This is a genomic window from Streptomyces sp. NPDC088246, from assembly GCF_044741025.1.
Taxonomy (GTDB): domain Bacteria; phylum Actinomycetota; class Actinomycetes; order Streptomycetales; family Streptomycetaceae; genus Streptomyces.
The window spans coordinates 220,255-237,076 of the sequence record NZ_JBIURV010000007.1 but is presented as its reverse complement, the minus strand read 5'-3'; the positions used below and the strand labels follow the sequence as shown (position 1 = coordinate 237,076).

The 16,822-nt window shown below is 69.2% G+C and carries 16 protein-coding genes; 10 read left to right on the top strand and 6 right to left on the bottom strand.

All coding sequences use genetic code 11. The features are described from left to right. Window positions 1-30: 30 nt before the first annotated feature. The gene (locus ACIPEK_RS13280; protein ID WP_401994588.1) at window positions 31-228 is read left to right on the top strand and encodes a hypothetical protein; all 198 of its coding nucleotides are present in this window, start codon (window positions 31-33) and stop codon (window positions 226-228) included. A gap of 71 nt (window positions 229-299) precedes the next feature. Here the strand turns inward: ACIPEK_RS13280 and ACIPEK_RS13275 are convergent, their stop codons facing one another. Together ACIPEK_RS13275 and ACIPEK_RS13270 are read right to left on the bottom strand one after the other, a co-directional pair. Further along, window positions 300-674 carry a type II toxin-antitoxin system VapC family toxin gene (locus ACIPEK_RS13275; RefSeq protein WP_401994586.1) on the bottom strand — a complete coding sequence of 125 codons (375 nt, stop codon included), beginning with the start codon at window positions 672-674 and terminating at the stop codon, window positions 300-302. Then, window positions 674-916: a type II toxin-antitoxin system Phd/YefM family antitoxin gene (locus tag ACIPEK_RS13270; RefSeq protein WP_401994584.1), complete on the bottom strand. Its 243-nt coding sequence runs from the start codon at window positions 914-916 to the stop codon at window positions 674-676. The genes ACIPEK_RS13275 and ACIPEK_RS13270 overlap by 1 nt, the downstream gene beginning before the upstream one ends. Window positions 917-1,156: 240 nt before the next feature. Between ACIPEK_RS13270 and ACIPEK_RS13265 the strand changes: the two genes are divergently transcribed. The 8 genes from ACIPEK_RS13265 (at window position 1,157) to ACIPEK_RS13230 (ending at window position 10,384) form a co-directional block, all read left to right on the top strand. Continuing rightward, window positions 1,157-1,759 carry a hypothetical protein gene (locus ACIPEK_RS13265; protein WP_401994581.1) on the top strand — a complete coding sequence of 201 codons (603 nt, stop codon included), beginning with the start codon at window positions 1,157-1,159 and terminating at the stop codon, window positions 1,757-1,759. 140 nt (window positions 1,760-1,899) lie between these two features. Beyond that, window positions 1,900-3,126, top strand: coding sequence for an amidohydrolase (locus ACIPEK_RS13260; RefSeq protein WP_401994716.1), 1,227 nt, complete (start codon window positions 1,900-1,902; stop codon window positions 3,124-3,126). Between the two features lie 138 nt (window positions 3,127-3,264). Further along, window positions 3,265-4,305 (top strand): BMP family protein, encoded by a 1,041-nt coding sequence (locus tag ACIPEK_RS13255; RefSeq protein ID WP_401994578.1) that lies wholly within the window; start codon window positions 3,265-3,267, stop codon window positions 4,303-4,305. Window positions 4,306-4,570: 265 nt separating this feature from the next. Then, complete coding sequence (locus ACIPEK_RS13250; protein WP_383074774.1) at window positions 4,571-6,163, top strand: ABC transporter ATP-binding protein; 1,593 nt, start codon at window positions 4,571-4,573, stop codon at window positions 6,161-6,163. Then, window positions 6,160-7,275, top strand: a complete 1,116-nt coding sequence (locus ACIPEK_RS13245; protein WP_383074776.1) for an ABC transporter permease — start codon at window positions 6,160-6,162, stop codon at window positions 7,273-7,275. Before ACIPEK_RS13250 ends, ACIPEK_RS13245 begins: the two co-directional genes overlap by 4 nt. Further along, the gene (locus ACIPEK_RS13240) at window positions 7,272-8,561 is read left to right on the top strand and encodes an ABC transporter permease (protein ID WP_401994574.1); all 1,290 of its coding nucleotides are present in this window, start codon (window positions 7,272-7,274) and stop codon (window positions 8,559-8,561) included. Before ACIPEK_RS13245 ends, ACIPEK_RS13240 begins: the two co-directional genes overlap by 4 nt. Further along, entirely contained in the window at window positions 8,558-8,956 is a 399-nt protein-coding gene (locus tag ACIPEK_RS13235; RefSeq protein WP_383074780.1) for a cytidine deaminase, read from the top strand. Before ACIPEK_RS13240 ends, ACIPEK_RS13235 begins: the two co-directional genes overlap by 4 nt. A 150-nt stretch (window positions 8,957-9,106) precedes the next feature. Then, window positions 9,107-10,384 carry a thymidine phosphorylase gene (locus ACIPEK_RS13230; RefSeq protein ID WP_401994571.1) on the top strand — a complete coding sequence of 426 codons (1,278 nt, stop codon included), beginning with the start codon at window positions 9,107-9,109 and terminating at the stop codon, window positions 10,382-10,384. Between the two features lie 101 nt (window positions 10,385-10,485). Here the strand turns inward: ACIPEK_RS13230 and ACIPEK_RS13225 are convergent, their stop codons facing one another. Then, a complete protein-coding gene (locus ACIPEK_RS13225) occupies window positions 10,486-13,827 on the bottom strand; it encodes a S8 family peptidase (RefSeq protein ID WP_401994568.1) in 3,342 nt (1,113 codons plus the stop codon). 268 nt (window positions 13,828-14,095) lie between these two features. Here ACIPEK_RS13225 and ACIPEK_RS13220 point away from each other — a divergent pair, with 268 nt between their 5' ends. Further along, entirely contained in the window at window positions 14,096-14,476 is a 381-nt protein-coding gene (locus ACIPEK_RS13220; RefSeq protein ID WP_401994565.1) for an STAS domain-containing protein, read from the top strand. A gap of 52 nt (window positions 14,477-14,528) precedes the next feature. Here ACIPEK_RS13220 and ACIPEK_RS13215 read toward each other — a convergent pair whose 3' ends face one another. The 3 genes from ACIPEK_RS13215 to ACIPEK_RS13205 form a co-directional block, all read right to left on the bottom strand. Further along, window positions 14,529-14,840, bottom strand: coding sequence for a hypothetical protein (locus ACIPEK_RS13215; RefSeq protein WP_401994563.1), 312 nt, complete (start codon window positions 14,838-14,840; stop codon window positions 14,529-14,531). Further along, complete coding sequence (locus ACIPEK_RS13210; RefSeq protein WP_401994560.1) at window positions 14,837-15,826, bottom strand: sigma-70 family RNA polymerase sigma factor; 990 nt, start codon at window positions 15,824-15,826, stop codon at window positions 14,837-14,839. The genes ACIPEK_RS13215 and ACIPEK_RS13210 overlap by 4 nt, the downstream gene beginning before the upstream one ends. Before the next feature lie 106 nt (window positions 15,827-15,932). Continuing rightward, window positions 15,933-16,649 carry a L,D-transpeptidase family protein gene (locus ACIPEK_RS13205; protein ID WP_401994557.1) on the bottom strand — a complete coding sequence of 239 codons (717 nt, stop codon included), beginning with the start codon at window positions 16,647-16,649 and terminating at the stop codon, window positions 15,933-15,935. Window positions 16,650-16,822: the final 173 nt, after the last annotated feature.

The following is a 16,822-nucleotide window of genomic DNA, read 5'->3' as shown; positions in this document are numbered from 1 at the left end:
GTCTCCCGCGTTGCCGATCAGATCGAGGTTGTGCAACTCGGTATGGGGGTGGAACTGATCGGGCGCGCGGAGGAGCTGCTGGCTGACCCGCGGGCCGAGGGTGCCCAGGTCCGGTATCCGGCTGCCCGGTTGACCGAGGCGTTGAGGGATGCCGTGCGCGTGGCGGTGAGCCGTGGGGACCGGCTCCATGGGCCCGAGGAGCCGCCGCTGTCGGCCGCACGGTCCTGAGCTTCCCCTCCATGGTTGTCCACACGCTGCCCCCCGCCCTGGCCCGCACCGAGGCGAAGGGCGCAAAGTACTCAGACGGGCATGACCTGCACGTCGTAGGAGGGGATCCACTTGTCGCGGGTCAGGACGGTCATACCCTCGGTCTGGGCCTGTGCGATCAGTATCCGGTCGAACGGATCGCGGTGATGTGCGGGCAGTCTGCCCGCCCGCACGCTGTGTCCCGCGGTGATCGGAAGTGAAGTGAACTGGCTGTCCCGTACCCGTTCAGCCAGGTCCTCGGGACCTTCGAGCTTTCCGAGGGACTGCTTGATCGCGATCTCCCACGGGGTGACCGCACTGACGAAGACCGAGGGCTCCGTGTCCAGCAGGTGTTTGATCTCGTCGGTGAGCTCGGCGGAATCGTCGAGCCACCACAGAACGACATGTGTGTCGAGCAGCAATTTCATCAGCGCATCCCGAAGGCGTCGGCCAGGTCGTCCGGCAGATCGTCGAAGTCCTCCTTGATGCGGATCTGTCCCTGGAGCGAGCCGCGCCCGGTCCGCTTCACCCGGGCGCGGAGCGGCACGACCTTGGCTACTGGCTCTCCCGCTTTGGAGATCACCACTTCCTCGCCTGTGGCCACCTGTTCCAGGATGCGCGAGAGGTGGGTCTTGGCCTCATGGACGTTGTACTGACGAGCTGCTTCCACGGCTGCCTCGCAAGGACGGATCGGCGGGTGGACTAACCACTGGACTAAGCCTACCCCGCGATCCGGAGGCGTGCGCCGATGACGGCTCCTGCCCGCCGGGGTGGCGGTCGATGCCAATGCCGTACGCAAGTCTGAGCGGGGCGTCATGGATCACCCTGACCCGTAAGTGGAGTAAGCCCAGGGTTTGTTGGGGGGAAGCCCCGATAGTGGGCAGGGTCGGCCGGGCGCGAGCATCGACGCATGACGATGATGCGGATGGCGACGGAGCGACAGGGTGCAGCCGGGACGGTGTTCCTCGCGGGACCTGCCCTGATGGCGGGGTACGGGGCGGTGCGACTGGTCGGGCGGGCCGTCAGCGATTACGGGCCCGGTGTGTGGTGGACGCTGGCGCATCTGCTGTTCCTGGCCGGGGTGCTCGTGTTCGTGCCGGTGTTCCTGGGGCTGCGGAAGGTTGCCGTGGTGCGCGGCGGCAGGCGGGTCGCCGTCGAGGTGGCGGCCTGGGCCGGGCTGGCCGGGGCGGCGGCGGTGGCGGTCCAGGCGGTGATCGACCTGGCGGTCGGGTTCGTCGCGGCGGACAAGCAGGCCATGAGCGACCTGTTCGGGCGGGTGCAGGACGTACCCGGTGTGATGCCGTTGGTCTACACGGTGGTGCCGTTGCTGTTCTGGTTCGGACTGCTGGGCCTCGTCACCCTGCTCGCGTTCTTCCGCCGGGACCTGGTCCGGGCGTGGGCTCCGGTGGCCGTGCTGGCCGGGGTCGTGCTGGCGGCCGTGAGCCTGGATCTGCTGCCGGTCGGTGCGCTGTGCATCGGGCTGGCGCTGCTGCCGGTGCGCCGCAGCCAGTAGAAAATCGGTGAGTTTACCCACCTCCATCTCACGCCACACGCTCCGACGCCACATTTTGTTCGTCTATGCGGCTGAACTTTTGTTGATCTGTGGTCAGTTGAGGGGTCAAGGGCCTTACCCTTCACCAGGTGAACCAGTTGATGTCCCGTGATTCCGATGTCCGACCGTCCGGGGACGAGGCGCTGCCCGGCACCCTGCCCGAGGCCCTGCGTGCCGAACTGATCGCCTTCCGCCGCGATCTGCACATGCACCCCGAGCTGGGCAACCAGGAGTTCCGTACCACCGCGGCCATCAAGGCCCGGCTGGAGAAGGCGGGGCTGGAACCACGGGTACTCGACACCGGGACCGGGCTCCTGTGCGACGTGGGCAGACGAGAAGGCGATCCGCGGCCCATGCTCGCTCTGCGCGCGGACATCGACGCTCTGCCCATCCCGGACACCAAGGCGGGCGTCCCGTACCGCTCCACCGTCCCCGACCGGGCGCATGCCTGCGGGCACGACATCCACACCACCTCGGTCCTCGGTGCCGGGCTCGTGCTCGCCGAGCTCGACCGGCAGGGGCTGCTGCCGCGGCCGGTGCGGCTGATCTTCCAGCCGGCCGAGGAGGTGCTGCCCGGCGGTGCGCCCGACACGATCGCGTCCGGGGCACTGGAGGGTGTCGGGCGGATCATCGGAGTGCACTGCGACCCGAAGGTGGACGTGGGGCGGATCGGGCTGCGGGTCGGGGCGATCACCTCGGCCTGCGACCGGCTGGAGGTATCGCTCGACGGTCCCGGTGGGCACACCGCGCGGCCGCATCTGACCACCGACCTGGTCACCGCCGCCGCCAAGATCGCCACCGAGGTGCCCGCCCTGCTGGCCCGCCGGGTCGACGCGCGAGCCGGGCTCGCCGTCACCTGGGGACGGCTGGAGGCCGGTCACGCCTGCAACGTGATCCCGCAGCACGCCGAACTGTCCGGCACCGTCCGCTGCCTGGACCTGGCGGCCTGGCGGGAGGCGCCGGACCTGGTGCACGCGGCGATCGACGAGGTGGCCGGGATGCACCGGGCCAAGACGGTGATCAATTACGTCCGGGGCGTTCCGCCCGTTGTGAACGACGCCGCCGTGATCGATCTGCTGGCCGGGGCGATGACCGCCCGCCGCGGATCGCAGGCGATCGAGGACACCGAGCAGAGCCTCGGCGGCGAGGACTTCTCCTGGTACCTGGAGCACGTCCCCGGAGCCATGGCCCGGCTCGGCGTCCGTACCCCCGGCGACACCGCCCGGCTCGACCTGCATCGCGGCGATTTCGACGCGGACGAGGAGGCGATCACGGTCGCGGTGGAGCTCTTCACCGCCTCCGCGTTGCTGGACGGCAACCATCCGTAACCGGACAGGTAACCTCTGGTTCGCGACGATCCGATAACGGCTTCCGTACAGGGCTTTATCTGACATCTACGCGCGTTACGATCTCGGCGAAACCAGCGCCGGAAGAGGCGCTTCGGTCAGGTTTGAAGGAGCCTTCCCTTGCGCCGGGTATCCAAGATCACCGCTGCGTGTGCTGTCACTGCAGCTCTCGCGCTCACCGCCACCGCGTGTGGCGAGTCGTCCACCGGGAGCTCCAGCTCCGACAAGGGCAAGATGAAGATCGGCATGGCCTACGACGTGGGCGGCCGTGGCGACAACTCGTTCAACGACTCCGCCGCGCGTGGTCTGGACAAGGCCAAGTCCGAGTTCGGTGCCGAGACGAAGGAGCTCACCGCCAAGACCGGTGAGACCCCCGCCGACCGCGAGCAGCGCCTCGAGTCGCTCGCCGAGGGCGGCTACAACCCGGTCGTCGCGATCGGCTTCGCGTACAAGGACGCGGTCGACAAGGTCGCCGCCAAGTACCCGAAGGTCAACTTCGGTCTGGTCGACTCGGTCTCCGACGCGAAGAACGTCGACAGCATCGTCTTCACCGAGGAGCAGGGCTCCTACCTTGCCGGTGTCGCCGCCGCGCTGAAGTCGAAGGATGGCCAGGTCGGCTTCATAGGCGGTGTGGACCTTCCGCTGATCAAGAAGTTCGCCGCGGGCTTCCAGCAGGGCGTCCTGGACACCAAGCCGAAGGCCAAGGTGCAGATCCAGTACCTGTCCACCGGTTCGGACCTGTCCGGCTTCGGCAGCCCCGACAAGGGCAAGGAAGCTGCCAAGGGCATGCTCGACAAGGGTGCGGACGTCATCTTCGCCGCCGCGGGCGGCTCGGGTGCCGGTTCGATCGAGGCCGTCGCCGGCAAGAAGGGCGCCTGGTCCATCGGTGTCGACTCCGACCAGGCGCTCGACCCGGCGCTGTCGAAGTACAAGGACACGATCATGACCTCCGTCGTCAAGAACGTCGACACCGGCGTCTTCGACCTGGTCAAGTCCGTCAAGGACGGCAAGCCGGTGGCGGGCACGCAGACGTACTCCCTGGCCAAGGGTGGCGTCAGCCTGACCACCACGGGTGACCACCTCAAGGACATCCAGGCCCAGCTGGACGCCGCGAAGAAGAAGATCGTCGACGGCACCATCACGGTCAAGACCACGACCTGATCCGACCCGTCGATCGGGGCCCGGGTGAGCCGCTTCGGCTTCGCGCGGGCCCCGATTCGCGTACGGCTCCCCTCGCATCCGCGGTAGTCGTACGCACACTGTCTGCCACCTGTCATCGGGTGGCCAACGATTCGGTGGCGCTACGCGCGTAGCGCCCGCCGGGCGCGGTACCTTTTTCCGCCCCCACCGCCTCCGTCCCATCGCCTCCGCCCTCCGCTCCTGCCAAGGAGAGTGCGTCATCAACGCGTCCAGCAGTCCTCATGCCGTGGAGCTCCGCGGCATCACCAAGCGGTTCCCCGGAGTCGTGGCCAACCACGACATCGACATCACCGTGCGCCGCGGCACCGTCCACGCTCTCGTCGGCGAGAACGGCGCCGGCAAGTCCACTCTGATGAAGATCCTGTACGGCATGCAGAAGCCGGACGAGGGCACCATCGCGGTGGACGGCGAGCAGGTCTCGTTCCACAACCCCGGCGACGCCATCGACCGCGGTATCGGCATGGTGCACCAGCACTTCATGCTCGCCGACTACCTCACGGTCCTGGAGAACGTCGTCCTCGGCTCCGAGAAGCTGTACGGGATCGGCGACCGGGCCCGCGCCAAGATCAAGGAGATCTCCGACGCCTACGGCCTCGGTGTCCGCCCGGACGCCATGGTCGAGGACCTCGGGGTCGCCGACCGGCAGCGCGTGGAGATCCTCAAGGTCCTCTACCGCGGCGCCCGCACCCTGATCCTCGACGAGCCCACCGCCGTCCTCGTACCGCAGGAGGTCGACGCGCTCTTCGACAACCTGCGCGAGCTCAAGGCCGAGGGCCTGACCGTCATCTTCATCTCGCACAAGCTGGGCGAGGTCCTCTCGGTCGCCGACGAGATCACCGTCATCCGGCGCGGTACGACGGTGGGCACCGCCGACCCGAAGCGCACCACGACCAAGCAGCTCGCCGAGCTGATGGTCGGCAGCGAACTCCCGTCGCCGGAGACCCGCGAGTCGACCGTCACCGACATCCCGATGCTGACCGTCGAGGGGCTGCGGCTGACCGCCACCGACCCGGACGGCGTGGTGCGTTCGGTGCTCGACGGCATCGACTTCACCATCCACAAGGGCGAGGTCCTCGGCATCGCGGGCGTCGAGGGCAACGGCCAGTCCGAACTGGTCGACGCGATCATGGGCATGCGCCACCTCGACACCGGCGTACTCACCCTGGACGGCGTCGACATCTCCCGCACGCCGACCCGCAAGCGCCGCGAGGACGGCATGGCCGTCATCCCCGAGGACCGCCACCGGCACGGACTGCTGCTGGAGGCCCCGCTCTGGGAGAACCGCATCCTCGGCCATGTCACCGAACGCCCCAACAGCAAGGGCGTGTTCCTCGACCTCAAGGGTGCCCGCGCCGACACCGAGCGGATCGTGCGCGAGTACGACGTCCGCACCCCCGGTATCGAGGTCACCGCGGCCTCCCTCTCCGGCGGGAACCAGCAGAAGCTGATCGTCGGCCGCGAGATGAGCCACGACCCGAAGCTCCTGATCGCCGCGCACCCCACCCGGGGCGTGGACGTCGGAGCCCAGGCACAGATCTGGGACCAGATCCGCGAGGCACGCCGCGAAGGACTGGCGGTGCTGCTGATCTCCGCCGACCTGGACGAGCTGATCGGGCTCTCCGACACCCTGCGCGTCATGTACCGCGGCCGGCTGGTGGCGGACGCCGACCCGGCGACCATCACCCCGGAGGAGCTCGGCTCGGCGATGACGGGCGCGGCCACCGGCCACCTCGAAGCGCCGGACGAGACACCTGCGCCGGACGACTCCGGTGCCGAAAGCACCGACACCGACCCCCGGAACGGGGGAGAGGACCGATGAAGAAGATCGACAAGGAGCGGCTGCTCCTGGGGATCGCGGCCCCCGTACTCGCGATCGTGGTCGCCTTCCTGGTGACCGCACTCGTGCTGGCCGCCACCGGCAAGGAGCCGTTCAGCGCCTTCGGCATCATGTTCGACTACGGGATGAAGTCGGACAGCCAGGTCTACATCCTGAACAAGGCGACGACGTATTACCTCGCGGGTCTCGCGGTGGCCGTCGGCTTCCGGATGAACCTCTTCAACATCGGCGTCGACGGCCAGTACCGCCTCGCCGCCTTCTTCGCCGCCGCGGTCGGCGGCGCGCTGACCCTGCCCGGCGCCCTGCAGATCCCGCTGATCATCCTCACCGCGATGATCGTCGGCGCGATGTGGGCCGGTATCGCCGGCGTCCTCAAGGTCACCCGGGGCGTCAGCGAGGTCGTCTCGACGATCATGCTGAACGCCATCGCGACGGCCATCATCGGCTATCTGCTCCAGCAGGGCCGCCTCGGCCACCTCGACAAGGCCGGCACGAAGATCTCCACCAAGCCGCTCCCGGAGTCCTCGCACTTCTTCGAGCTCCCGACCACCCCGGCGCCCGTCTGGGGCTTCATCGTGGTCGCGGTCGTCGCGGGCATCGCCTACTGGTTCGCGCTCTCGCGCACCCGGTTCGGCTTCGACCTGCGCACCGTCGGCCAGTCCGGCTCCGCGGCCGAGGCCAGCGGTGTCGACGTGAAGAAGATGGTCGTCACCTCGATGCTGATCTCCGGCGCCGTGGCCGGTCTGGTCGGTATGCCGACCCTCCTCAACGACAGCTTCGAGTACAGCGGCGACTTCCCGGTCGGCATCGGCTTCACCGGTATCGCCATCGCCCTCCTCGGCCGCAACCACCCCATCGGCATCGCGCTCGGCGCACTGCTCTGGGGCTTCCTCGAGCGCGGCACCGGCAAGCTCGAATTCGAGGGCTACGACAAGGAGATCGTCGGCGTGATCCAGGGCGTCATCGTCCTGTGCGTCGTCATCGCCTACGAGGTCGTCCGCCGCTACGGACTCAAGCGCCAGCAGAGCAAGGTCGGCGCGGAACTCGCCGCACAGGCCGCCCGTAACTCCGACCAGCAGGAGGTGTCGGCGTGACCGTCACGGCGACTTCCACACCGCCCCCCGCGGCCCCCAAGGTCTCCGGCGGCAAGGGCGGCCGCACCCGCCTCTCCTTCCCCGTCGTCCTGCTGATCATCGCGGGCGCGCTGCTCGCGCTGTCCGCAGTGCGCGCCATCACCGGCGCGCAGGACGTCACCTCTGCCGGGCAGATCAGCGCGGCGCTCGCGATGGCCGTGCCGATCGGGCTCGCCGGTCTCGGCGGCCTCTGGGCCGAGCGGGCCGGTGTGGTCAACATCGGCCTCGAAGGCATGATGATCCTTGGCACCTTCTTCGGTGCCTGGGCCGGCTGGCAGACCAACCCGTGGCTCGGCGTACTGGCCGGCGTCATCGGCGGCATGCTCGGTGGGCTGCTGCACGCCGTAGCGACCGTCACCTTCGGCGTCGACCACATCATCTCCGGTATCGCCATCAACATCCTGGCGCTCGGCTTCACCACCTACTTCGCCAAGCTCTGGTTCAACACGGGCGAGGCGGCGGCCAAGGGCGGCAGCCCCAAGCAGTCGCCACCGGCCGACGACATCACCTCGGTGACGATCCCGGGCCTCTCCGACTGGCTGCACTCCATCGAGAAGCACCACTGGTTCTTCGTCTCCGACCTGGCCGGCGTCATCGGCGGCCTGGTCACCAACGTGTCGCTGCTGACGGTCCTGGCCGTGGTCCTCTTCGCCCTCACGTTCTTCGTGCTGTGGAAGACCTCGTTCGGGCTGCGGCTGCGCTCCTGCGGCGAGAACCCGGTCGCCGCCGAGTCGCTCGGTGTGAACGTCTACCGGTACAAGTACATCGCGGTGGTCGTCTCCGGCGGCATGGCCGGCCTCGGCGGTGCCTTCCTCTCGCTCGTCACCTCGCACATCTACAACGAGGGCCAGACCGGCGGCCGCGGTTACATCGGTCTCGCCGCGATGATCTTCGGTAACTGGCGGCCCGGCGGGCTCGCCATGGGCGCAGGCCTGTTCGGCTTCGCCGACGCGCTCCAGCTGCGCAACGGCGGCGAGTCCGTCCACGCGCTGCTCCTGCTGCTCGTGGTCGTGCTGGCCGTGCTCGCCGCCTGGAAGCTGTACCGCAAGAGCTTCGTGCAGGGCGCGGTCAGCGCGGTCATCGCCGCCGCGGTGCTGGTCTGGTACCTCGCCACGGACACGGTGCCCACCGAGTTCGTGAGCGCCACCCCGTACATCGTCACGCTGCTCGTCCTCTCGCTCTCCGCGCAGCGGCTGCGGATGCCGAAGGCGGACGGCATGCGCTACCGGAAGGGCCAGGGCAAGTGACGGCCGCCGCGGAGGTCGACTGGGCGGCGCTGCGGAGCGCCGCGCGGTCCGTCATGAGGCGTGCGTACGTTCCCTACTCGCACTATCCGGTCGGCGCCGCGGCCCGCGTCGACGACGGCCGTACGGTGTCCGGCTGCAACGTCGAGAACGCCTCGTACGGCATCGGGCTGTGCGCCGAGTGCGGCCTGGTCTCCCAGCTCCATGCCACCGGTGGCGGGCGGCTGACCCACTTCACCTGTGTGGACGGGGCGGGCGAGATCCTGGTGCCGTGCGGCAGGTGCAGGCAGCTGCTGTACGAGTTCGGCGGGCCGGAGCTGATCCTGGAGACGCCGGACGGCTTGCGCACGCTCGACGAGATGCTGCCGCAGGCGTTCGGACCGGACCATCTGAAGTAGCGAGACCAGCCGAAGCAGAGACCATCTGCAGCAGCACCACCGTGGCCCTCCTGCCCGTCGGGAGGGCCACCCCCATCTCAGCCCTCTATGCGCGTAGAGTCATTCAGGACTCTTGCGTACGTACGTACCGGCCGGAAGGACTCCCAGGACATGGACGCCATCTCCGTCATCCGCACCAAGCGCGACCGGGGCGAGCTGACCCCCGAACAGATCGACTGGGTCATCGATGCCTACACCCGCGGCGAGGTCGCCGACGAGCAGATGTCCGCGCTGGCCATGGCGATCCTGCTGAACGGTATGAACCGTACGGAGATCGCCCGCTGGACCGCCGCCATGATCGCCTCCGGTGAGCGGATGAACTTCGACTCGCTCTCCCGCCCCACCACCGACAAGCACTCCACCGGCGGCGTCGGCGACAAGATCACCCTGCCGCTCGCCCCGCTGGTCGCCGCCTGCGGCGCCGCCGTGCCTCAGCTCAGCGGCCGCGGACTCGGCCACACCGGCGGCACGCTCGACAAGCTGGAGTCCATCCCCGGCTGGCGCGCCCACCTCTCGAACGCCGAGATGCTGAACGTCCTGGACACCACCGGCGCCGTGATCTGCGCCGCCGGTGACGGGCTCGCCCCCGCCGACAAGAAGCTGTACGCGCTCCGCGATGTCACCGGCACCGTCGAGGCCATCCCGCTGATCGCCAGCTCGATCATGTCCAAGAAGATCGCCGAGGGCACCGGCGCACTCGTCCTGGACGTCAAGGTCGGCTCGGGCGCCTTCATGAAGACCATCGAGGACGCCCGCGAACTGGCCTCCACCATGGTCGCGCTGGGCACCGACAGCGGAGTCCGGACGGTCGCGCTGCTCACCGACATGGCCACCCCGCTCGGCCTGACCGCGGGCAACGCCCTGGAGGTGCGCGAGTCGGTCGAGGTGCTGGCCGGCGGCGGCCCGAGGGATGTCATCGACCTCACCCTGGCCCTCGCCCGCGAGATGCTGGACGCGGCCGGGCTGAGGGACGCCGACCCGGAGAAGGCCCTCGCCGACGGCTCCGCGATGGACGTCTGGCGCCGGATGATCTCCGCCCAGGGCGGCGACCCGGACGCCACGCTTCCGGTCGCCCGCGAGCAGCACGTCGTGACGGCCCCGGCCACCGGCGTACTGACCCGCCTGGACGCGTACGACATCGGCGTCGCCGCCTGGCGCCTCGGCGCGGGCCGCGCCCGCAAGGAGGACCCGGTGCAGGCGGGCGCGGGCATCGAACTGCACGCCAAGCCCGGTGACACGGTCACGGCCGGACAGCCGCTGCTGACGCTGCACACCGACACCCCCGAGAAGTTCGACTACGCGCTGAAGGCCCTGCCCTCCTCGTACGACATCGCCCCGGAGGGCACGGAGTTCACGCCGACGCCGGTTGTGCGCGAGCGCATCGCGTAACTGCGCAGCCGCGCGCCGCACGTAACGCGAACGGCCCGCCGGGGCGGAGGAATCCGTCCCGGCGGGCCGCTCTCACGCGGTCGGTGCGCCTATCGGCCCACTCACTTGCCGAAGTACGCGTTGTAGATCGACACCGACGACTTGTTGCCCTGCTTGTCCGTGACATTGGCCCGGTACGAGATGGACCTGCCCTTGGCCGGGTTCTTCACGGAGAGCCTGCCCGACTTGACCGTGGTCTTCTTCCAGGTCTTTCCGGCGTCGTAACTGACGTACACCGTCAGCGACTTGAGGTTCTTGCCGGCGGCCGCACCCTGCACCGTCACCGGCACCGAAGCGGTCCTGCCCGCCGTCACCCTGCCGTCCGGCGTCACATTGGGTGTGAAGCGGACCGTGGAGGCCGGGAGCTTCGCGGAGCGTGCCTTCCTGGACTTGAAGGTCCAGCTCGCGTCGATGCGGGTGGACAGGGTGCCGATCTTGGCGCTGCGCCGGACCGAGGTCGTCAGCCTGTAGTCCGCCGAGGCGGCCGGGACGCTGAACGGCTGACCGGAAAGCGGGTCCTGGTTCTCGGCGAACTTCTTGCCGTTGCGGTAGAGGACCGTCTTCACCGAGGTGTAGTCCGTGTAGCCCTCGTTGCCCTTGCCGTCGGCGTGCAGCGGGACGACGGCCGTCAGGTCGTTGCCCTCGCGGACGATGCCGTCACTCGTGGTCATCCGCGGTCCGAAGACACCGGTGTTGACGGTCTTCGAATAGGTCTTGCCGCCCGTGAACGTCTGCTCGGCACCGAGCAGGTACATGGACTCGCCGATCGGGAAGCCCTGCGCGTCGAGGCCGGCGATCTGCGTGAAGTCGAAGCTCCACTTGGCCTTGTCGGCGGTGGAGACATGGACCGTGCGGGTGCCGGGAAGCTTCTGCCGCGCCGGTTGGATGGGGGGGAACGACCCGCCCCCGTCGGGCAGGCTGCCCCACGCGTTGATCGCACCGGTCTTGCCGCTCACGCCGGGCGTCCCCATGGCCACCTTGACCGCGGCGAACTGCTTGGCCGTCAGCTTGCGGGAGTAGCCGTCCGAGAGCTGGGTCACCGGGCCGCCGAGCACGATGTCGTACTCGCTCGACGCACCGTTGTACCAGGTGCCTGTCCAGTGCTGGGACAGCGAGCGGTCGGTCAGCTTCGGGCCTACATGCGCCGTGCGGAAGTTCTTCTGGTCCGGCACGGCGTAGCCGAAGGCCGCCGAGTGGTTCTTGTCGCCGATCGTGTAGTCGGTCGCGACGTAGCCGGGCTTGAGCCCCTTCACCGGCAGGGTGATGCTGACCGGCTTGGTCCTGCGGGCGTCGAACGTCACCGTGGTGTTCTTGGTGACGTTCAGTTTCGGCTGGGCGAACCAGTCGCCGCCCTTGTAGACATCATCCGAGCCCAGCACCTGGTCCGCGCTGAGCGAGTACAGGCCCTTGGGCACCCGCACCTTCACCGAACCGTCGGTGATCTCGGGCAGGAGCCACATGTCGGAGACGGAGTCGTCGAGGCCGGAGAGATTGGCTGTCGCGTTCGCGGGCGCCTTGCCGTCGCGGCCGATGGCCTTGAGCGTCACGTCGTACGACTCGTTCTCGCGCTCCACCGCGGCCGCTGTGCGGACCGTCTGGCCGCTGCCGGTCGCCACGACATACGCGGAGTACGAACCGTTCGTCGTGCCGCCCAGCCGGGTGTCCGCCGTCAGCGGCACCTCGGCCGTGCCGCCCGCCGGGACGGTGACCTCGCTCGTGCCCAGGGTGAAGAAACCGGCCGGGGCGGGCTTGCCCTTCGGGTCGAGACCCGTCACTGCCAGCGAGAGGGTGACGTCCGTCGTCCCCAGGTTGCGGTACGTCACCTGCTTGGTGACCGGGGTGTCGTCGGTGTGAGGCCACTGCTGTGTACCGAACCCGACCGAGACCGGGTCGGCGATGACGCTCTGGTCGATCGCCCGGTCGAGGGCGATCCGGCCCGTGCCCTGCTCGAACGGGGTGTACGCGCCCGGCTTGGTGGAGGCCGTCAGGGCCCCCTTCAGCTCGGTGCTCCGCCATTGCGGGTGCTGCTGCTTGAGCAGCGCCGCGGCGCCCGCGACATGCGGGGTCGCCATCGACGTACCGGAGATGGTGGTGTAGCCGGCCGGCTTCTGGCCGACTTCCTGGTCGATGAGCGAGCCCGGTACCGCGGCCGCCGTGATGTCCACGCCGGGGGCGGTGACATCGGGCTTGATCGCTGAGTCGCCGATGCGCGGACCGCGGCTGGAGAAGTCGGCCAGCTTGTCGTTGTCGTCGACCGCGCCGACGGTCAGCGCGGCGTCCGCACTGCCCGGGGAGTCGACCGTGCCGGCGCCGGCCTCGCCCTCGTTGCCCGCTGCGATGGCGAACAGGACGCCCTTCTCGGCCGACAGCTTGTTGACCGTCGCCTCAAGCGGATCGATCCCCGGCATGTCGAGGCCGCCGAGGCTCAGATTGACGATGTCGGCGCCCTGCGCGGCCGCCCACTCCATCCCGGCCACGATGCGGGAGTCGTCGCCGTAGCCGTCGTCGTCGAGCACCTTGCCCTCGAGCAGCTTGGCGTCCGGCGCCACGCCCTTGAACGTGCCGCCCGACTTGGCGCCCGTACCGGCCGCGATCGACGACACATGGGTGCCGTGCCCGATCCGGTCCTTGGTGTCGGACGAGGTGGAGAAGTTCTTCGTCTCCAGGATCTGGCCCTTGAGGTCCGGGTGGGTGGCGTCCACACCGGTGTCCAGGACGGCGATCTTGACGCCCTTGCCGGTGTAGCCGGCCTTCCACGCGGCGGGTGCGCCGATCCGAGGCACGCTCTTGTCGAGGCTCGCCTTGCGTACGCCGTCCAGCCATACCCGGTCGATCCCCGGGGCCGTGGTGCGCTGGACGCTGCGGGACGGCTTGGCGGTGAGTGCCTGCCAGATGTCCTTGGCGTCGCTCTTGGGCGTGATCACCGACTCGGCGTTCAGCGACTTCAGCGTCCGGCTGACCTCGGTGCCACCGGCGTCCCTGACGTCGGCCTTGGCGGACGCGGTCTGTGCGCCCCGGTAGCCGACGATCAGCCGCAGGCCCTTCTGCTGGGACCTGCGGATCTCCGGACGGTTCAGCAGGGTGACGTCGAAGAGCCGCCGGTCGAGCTTTCCGGAGCCGATCAGCCGGTGGGCGTCGCTCGGAATGATGGACGTGTGCCCGTTGTGGACCTGCCGCTGTACGGGTATCCGCTCACGCCCCTTCGCGGGCTCGAAGCCCACGACCCGGCCCTTGGAGTCCACCGAGACGCGGTCGCCGGTGATGAGCGTCAGCTGATGGCGGGGCAGGGGCTTCGTCCCCGCCGGCCGGACCTGCTCCGGCTGTGCCATCGCCGGGGTGGCCATCCCGGCCGCGAGCGCCACGGCGGCCGCCGTGGCGATGGTTGAAACACACGCGTTTCTCACGTGTCTGCGCAACTCTCCCCCTGGAGAATCAGGCGGCCCGCTGAGGAGCCACTGGTCAGCCGGCACCGCTGGGACGCCGGTGCCGGCCGGTTCACGTACCTAGAGGGAGAAATGATCGCGATGGTTCACAGAAACCTCACAGGTGAGGAGAGTTGACGGAAGTTCATCGGCCCGGGGCCGAGTGGAGGGGCGGGCTACGGGCGGTTGCCGGCGGGCTTGTGGCCGGGGGGTGCCGGCCGGGGTGGCGAAAGTGCGGATGCGGGCAGCGATGAGTTTCGGCCGCCGCTCCGGTCTCCCTGATGTGGAAGCCACGACCCCGATCGTTCTCGTCGTCACCGGCCGCGTCACGCGGGCCGCCGTGCCGGGACTCTGTGCCGAGCTGGAGTCGCTGCTGTACGACCCCGAGGGCGCCGTCCGCGACCCGGACGCCGGGGTGGACTGCGATGTGGGCGGGGTCGTACAGGCGGATCTGGCCCTGGTCGAGGCGATCGCGCGGCTGGGGCTCGTCGCACGCCGTGCGGGCGGCGGACGGCTGCGGCTGCGCAATACGCCACCCGAGCTGCAGAGCCTGCTCGACATGGTGGGCCTGGCCGATGTGGTGGACGTGGGGTGCGGGACCGGGGGCGAGGCCGTGGGGAACGAGGCCTGAAGGGGCGGCGCTTCAGGGAGCGCGCGCTCCCGTCCGCCTGCCCCGCCGACGTTCAGTCCCCGCTCGGGCCCGCCGGGCTCCTTCCCTCGAACCGTGCGCACACCAGGAGTCTGGCCACGCCGCTGCCTGGGACCGCTGTCGCTGTGGGGGACGGCGACGCCCCGAATGACACGGTCGCGTCGGCGTTGGCGCAGCCGTTCTCCGGCTGCGGTCCCGGCTCACCGCCGGGCGCCGTGGTCCGGGCTGTCTTGGGGGTGACCCGTTCGGTGGCGACGGGCTCACCCAGCCACTGGGTCAGCCCCCAGCCGCCGGCCGCGAGCGCCACCCAGCCCGCCGCCAGTGCGTTCCGTACGCCGCGCCTCACGCCGCGTCGGCGTCGAGACGGTCCGGCAGACCGAACAGCGGGAACCAGCGGGGTGTGTCCAGGAAGCAGTGCATCCCCGTGATGGAGCCCTCAGAGATGTCGATGAGCTGCACCGCCCACGGAACGAACCCCGGCCCGTCCGGATCCGGCTTGTAGTGCGCGAACGCCGGGGTGCCGTTCGCCTCCGTCGCCACCAGCCGTGAGCCTTCGCAGCTCGCGCCGATGGTGCGCATGAAGCCGGTGATGTCGTCGTGCCCTTGGAGCCAGAGGTCGAACGGCGGCATGGTCATCACGGCGTCCTCGTGGAGCAGTGCGGTCAGCGCCGCCATGTCGTACCCCTCGAAGGCCGCGACGTACCGATCGAGGAGCTTGCGCTGCTCCTCGTCGAGCGGATCGGCGGTGTCGGCGGCCGGACCCTCGTGGTCCGCGAGGGTCGCGCGCGCCCGCTGGAGGGCGCTGTTGACCGAGGCGACCGAGGTTTCGAGCAGCTCGGCTACCTCGCTCGCCTTCCAGGCCAGTACCTCGCGCAGGATCAGCACGGCCCGCTGCTTGGGCGGCAGATGCTGCAACGCGGCCATGAACGCCAGCCGCACCGACTCCCGCGCCACTGCGGCCTCCGCCGGGTCGGCCACCGACGGCAGGATCCGTCCGTCCGGCATCGGCTCCAGCCAGGTGTTCTCCGGCAGAGGGTTGAGTGCCGCCTGAGCGAGCGGCGTCGGGCCCGTCAGATCGACCGGACGGGCCCGCTTCTTGCCCGCGTTCAGCATGTCCAGACAGACGTTGGTGGCGATGCGGTACAGCCAGGACCGCAGCGAGGAACGCCCCTCGAACTTCTCGAAGTTGCGCCAGGCACGCACCAGCGTGTCCTGTACCGCGTCCTCCGCCTCGAAGGCCGAGCCGAGCATCCGGTAGCAGTAGCCGGTCAGCTCGCCCCGGTGTCCCTCCAGACGGCTGTCGATGTCCGCCGTAGCTGTCCGATCACTCATCGCTCCACCCCTGTTGCGCTGTGATGCCGCTCACTTCAGCTCCTGGGAAGCTACCGCAGGCCACTGACAACGGGGGCGGGAAGTGCCGATGCGGCACACGTTCCGGTCAGGTGCCGGGCTTGCGCCCGTACACGTACACGTCGTCGCCGTTCTTCAGCAGATTCCAGTACGACTTCGCGTCGGCGCCGCGCATGTTGACGCAGCCGTGCGACCCCGGCGGGTTCCACATCTTCAGGCCCACCGAGTGGAACGCCTGTCCGCCGTCGAAGAACTGGGCGTACGGCATCGACACGTCGTAGATCGACGAAACGTGGTTGATGTGCCGCATGTAGATCTTCTTGGACCCGGTGCGGGTCTCGTATCCGTTGCGGCCGCTGCGGATCGGCACCGGACCGAACTTCAGCTTGCTGCCGTCCTGGATCCAGCTCAGCTGCCGGGTCAGGTCCACACACGCGATGCGCCCCTTGTTGGTGGGGCACTTCTTGGCCTTGTTCGGGTTCTTGCCGGCCGCTTTCTGGGCCGTGAGCGTCTTCATCGTGCGCCAGGTGACCGGCCCCGCGTAACCGATGTCCGGGGTGACCCCGTAGGTGCGCTGGAACGACTGGATCGCCTTGCAGTCGGCGGTCGACTGCCTGCCGTCGACCGGCCGGTGCAGATACTTCTCCACCTGCTTCTGGTACGGCCCGGTGGACGTCGTGCAGGACGCCGCCTGCGCCGATCCGCCGGTGCCCAGGACGAGGGCGGGCGCCGCCATCAGACCGGCGACGGACAGCGCGAGTGCGCGCCGCGTCCGGACCCCCCGTATGTTCCCTGTGACTCTCATGTATGCCAACTCTCCTTCGCGCGCGTAAGACCGACCGGCAAATGGGGGGCGGCGTCGCGGGGCTGGGCACGCACATCTGCGGCGTTGTCGTCGGTCAACAACTTCCCCAAGCTCTCGGCTTCGGTCGAGCAGGGGAGACCCCATTCGCGTTGCTTCCCTCCTCCGCCTTGCAG

Excerpts from the sequence above, each read along its gene's own strand:
- ACIPEK_RS13275 (WP_401994586.1), bottom strand. The coding sequence starts at position 674 with ATGAAATTGCTGCTCGACACACATGTCGTTCTGTGGTGGCTCGACGAT.
- ACIPEK_RS13265 (WP_401994581.1), top strand. The coding sequence starts at position 1,157 with ATGACGATGATGCGGATGGCGACGGAGCGACAGGGTGCAGCCGGGACG.
- ACIPEK_RS13260 (WP_401994716.1), top strand. The coding sequence starts at position 1,900 with ATGTCCCGTGATTCCGATGTCCGACCGTCCGGGGACGAGGCGCTGCCC.
- ACIPEK_RS13245 (WP_383074776.1), top strand. The coding sequence starts at position 6,160 with ATGAAGAAGATCGACAAGGAGCGGCTGCTCCTGGGGATCGCGGCCCCC.
- ACIPEK_RS13230 (WP_401994571.1), top strand. The coding sequence starts at position 9,107 with ATGGACGCCATCTCCGTCATCCGCACCAAGCGCGACCGGGGCGAGCTG.
- ACIPEK_RS13220 (WP_401994565.1), top strand. The coding sequence starts at position 14,096 with ATGAGTTTCGGCCGCCGCTCCGGTCTCCCTGATGTGGAAGCCACGACC.
- ACIPEK_RS13210 (WP_401994560.1), bottom strand. The coding sequence starts at position 15,826 with ATGAGTGATCGGACAGCTACGGCGGACATCGACAGCCGTCTGGAGGGA.
- ACIPEK_RS13205 (WP_401994557.1), bottom strand. The coding sequence starts at position 16,649 with ATGAGAGTCACAGGGAACATACGGGGGGTCCGGACGCGGCGCGCACTC.